At 31.5% G+C, this 2,846-nt stretch carries 5 protein-coding genes; 3 read left to right on the forward strand and 2 right to left on the reverse strand.

All coding sequences use genetic code 11. The features are described from left to right. Positions 1-401 (forward strand): prepilin-type cleavage/methylation domain-containing protein (locus tag F1B92_RS08870; protein WP_195836338.1); only part of this gene is annotated, 401 nt, incomplete at its 5' end. A 349-nt stretch (positions 402-750) separates the two neighbouring features. On the opposite strand, the gene F1B92_RS08515 is transcribed toward F1B92_RS08870, so the two are convergent. Continuing rightward, the gene (locus F1B92_RS08515; protein WP_154571417.1) at positions 751-1,251 is read right to left on the reverse strand and encodes a type II secretion system protein; all 501 of its coding nucleotides are present in this window, start codon (positions 1,249-1,251) and stop codon (positions 751-753) included. A gap of 292 nt (positions 1,252-1,543) precedes the next feature. Here F1B92_RS08515 and relB point away from each other — a divergent pair, with 292 nt between their 5' ends. Further along, the gene (gene relB, locus F1B92_RS08520; protein ID WP_154571418.1) at positions 1,544-1,765 is read left to right on the forward strand and encodes a type II toxin-antitoxin system RelB family antitoxin; all 222 of its coding nucleotides are present in this window, start codon (positions 1,544-1,546) and stop codon (positions 1,763-1,765) included. Next, positions 1,762-2,019, forward strand: coding sequence for a type II toxin-antitoxin system RelE family toxin (locus F1B92_RS08525; protein WP_154571419.1), 258 nt, complete (start codon positions 1,762-1,764; stop codon positions 2,017-2,019). Before relB ends, F1B92_RS08525 begins: the two co-directional genes overlap by 4 nt. Before the next feature lie 118 nt (positions 2,020-2,137). Here the strand turns inward: F1B92_RS08525 and F1B92_RS09255 are convergent, their stop codons facing one another. Then, entirely contained in the window at positions 2,138-2,686 is a 549-nt protein-coding gene (locus tag F1B92_RS09255) for a type II secretion system protein (protein ID WP_229770991.1), read from the reverse strand. Between the last annotated feature and the right edge of the window lie 160 nt (positions 2,687-2,846).

Genomic DNA, 2,846 nt, shown 5'->3' on the forward strand with positions numbered 1-2,846 from the left:
CAACTAGAGATGATGCAGAGATTTCAAAAGCCGCTACGAATATCTCGACGCTTATAAGCGATTTAGGGGCTTATTATACTTCTCAAGGAAAATACGCAACAGATTTAAAAGAAATGACAAATGTTCAACTTGATCCAGGAACTGGAACAACAAGTCAACTAAAGGCTGCTGGCAAAAAATGCTTAAAAGTAACATTAACAGATGGTGATGCTGCAACAAACAGGCCAGCTTATTTAACAGTTGCTGCTGGCGATGATTCGTCTCAAAGTATTTGCACAAAGATTTTAGCTAATAAAGGCGTTGATGGTTACATAAATTCTTCGTTCAATTATACTGATAATACCGGTACTTCGCAAACACAAGCTGGCGTAGCTATTAGCGGTATAAGTGTTAATTTCTAGTTTTATCCTATGCCATTATTTTAAGTTCTCAATTATTATTTGAGAACTTAATTTTTATTATTGAAATTTTAGAATTTTATATTTTTTTGTTTAAGTAAACTTTTATTTTTATGGACAGAACTTAGCTAGAAATTTTATAATCTTTCTTATATGGGAAGTTTTTACGACAGATTCAGCGTATGCGATTAAAAAAATACTTGATTCAAGCCCAATTAGACTTGGCGGCAGTGGTGTAAATTTTGAAGGTACAGCACCAGCAGCATCAGGATCAGTAGGACCATAAACCTAAAACCAAGTTGCTATTTAGCCAACAACAAGCCCTAAATTTAGGGCTATATTATTTTAAAATTTATCTAACTACTGGAATACCGCTAACAATTATACCATTTACAGATACACTACTACCTGTAACACTATCTACATAGCTGGCAGTTGCTCCTTTTAATCTTATAAAGCTAGGGTCTCCTTGAATTTTTGCACATAAACCTGTTGTATTTGTGCCATCTGCTACGGTTATCAAGGCAGGAACTGCACCTTTGGTTGATGTAGCTGCAACATCAGGAGTTAAAGTAACAGTCATGCAAGGTTGTCCGCCAGCATTTATGGCTGATGTCAAACCAGTGGTAGTTACTAGTTGCACATTTGTCATATCTGATAAATTTGCTGCAAACTGACCTTGTGAGGTATAATAAGCACCAACATCTGAAACTAGAGTGTTAATATTATTTAATGCTTTTGAAATCTCTGCATCATCTCTTGTTGCTGCAAGTCTTGGAATTGCAACTGCTGCTAAAATACCTAAAATAACGATCACGAAGATCAACTCAATCATTGTAAAACCCTTTTTCATGGCTTTCTCCTTTAAATAAATTTCCACTTTACATACCCAAAGGTAAAAATTTATAAAATATTTAGATAAAGCCCCTAAATTTAGGAATTACAAAAAATAAAAATGAAGATAAAAAGAATTTTTATTTAAAGCATATTAGAGATTTTAATTTATTCATCTCAAGAAAGATGGACAAAATTTAATTTTTTCAAACAAAATTTAAGCTGCTTTATAAATTTAGCTGTTAATTTAAAGATAATTTTATGGTATTTTTATTATACTTGCATTACAAAAATTACAAATAGGATATGAAATGCAATTAACTTTTAGGCTAAATGATGAGTTATCAAAAAGATTTGAGAAATTAGTAAATGAAACAAATAGATCAAAATCACACTATCTTCAAGAAGCAGTTAAAAATTTACTTGATGATTATGATGATTATAAAGAAGCTATGATGTCTATCAACGAAAGCAAGGGCAAAAAAACATATAGTTTAGATGAAATTTCATCTTTATATGGTATAAATTTATGAAAGTTGAATTTAACAATAAAGCTAAAAAAGATTTTTCTAAACTTGATAAAACTATACAAATTCAAATATTAAAAAAGCTAAAATTTATTGAAAGCTTGGATAATCCAAAAGATGACGGTAAGCCGTTGGCTGGAAATTTGCTTGGATTATGGAGATATAGAAGCGGGGATTATAGAATTTTAACTCAAATTTTAGATGATAGACTGGTAGTTTTAGTTGTTAAAATTTCACATAGAAAAAACACTTATAAATAAATTATAAAACCAAAAATTTAACTATCTTTTAAGACATAATTTAACTCCTAAGAATGTGTTGTAGAATAAGCCCTAGAAAAATCTAGGGCTTAAAGAATTAGTTTTTTAAAGCATTCCATTAATATTTTACACCTGTTCCACCAACTTTTATGTAGCCTACATTTGCCGTACCAGATGCAGGTAGTGTTTCTGTGGTGGTAGTGGTGCCGCTGCCACCTGTCGTTGTTTTTGTGAAACTAAATTTTGATGTCAATAGTGATTTTACGCCAGGATTTTCAGCTACCATACCGCAAGTAGCATCAGTCCCTACTTTTTTCACAATAACATGTGCTGGTGTGCCATCAGTGGCAGAATTAACAACTTTTAGTTCTAGACATTTTTTATCTTTTACAAATAAATTGCCAGTTGCATCAGTTGATAGGGTTCCTTTTGTAGTTCCATATAATGGAACACCTGTCATATCAGCTATTTTTGGGCTAGTTCCAAAATCTCCTTGAGATGTATAAAATGCTGTAATGTCAGAAACAGCCGTGTTTGCATTAGTTGCGGCCTTGCTAACTTCTGCATCATCTCTAGTTGCTGCAAGTCTTGGAATAGCAACTGCTGCTAAAATACCTAAAATAACGATCACGAAGATCAACTCAATCATTGTAAAACCCTTTTTCATGGCTTTCTCCTTTAAATAAATTTCCACTTTACATACCCAAAGGTAAAAATTTATAAAATATTTAGATAAAGCCCCTAAATTTAGGAATGGCAAAAGATCAAAACAAAAATTTATATATCAAAATAATTATTACATAAAGCAAATTTTAAATTTAATAAAA

This window comes from Campylobacter portucalensis (genome assembly GCF_009690845.1).
Taxonomy (GTDB): Bacteria; Campylobacterota; Campylobacteria; order Campylobacterales; family Campylobacteraceae; genus Campylobacter_B; species Campylobacter_B portucalensis.

Coding starts and splice junctions, on each gene's coding strand:
- relB (WP_154571418.1), top strand. CDS start 1,544: ATGCAATTAACTTTTAGGCTAAATGATGAGTTATCAAAAAGATTTGAG.
- F1B92_RS08515 (WP_154571417.1), bottom strand. CDS start 1,251: ATGAAAAAGGGTTTTACAATGATTGAGTTGATCTTCGTGATCGTTATT.
- F1B92_RS09255 (WP_229770991.1), bottom strand. CDS start 2,686: ATGAAAAAGGGTTTTACAATGATTGAGTTGATCTTCGTGATCGTTATT.
- F1B92_RS08525 (WP_154571419.1), top strand. CDS start 1,762: ATGAAAGTTGAATTTAACAATAAAGCTAAAAAAGATTTTTCTAAACTT.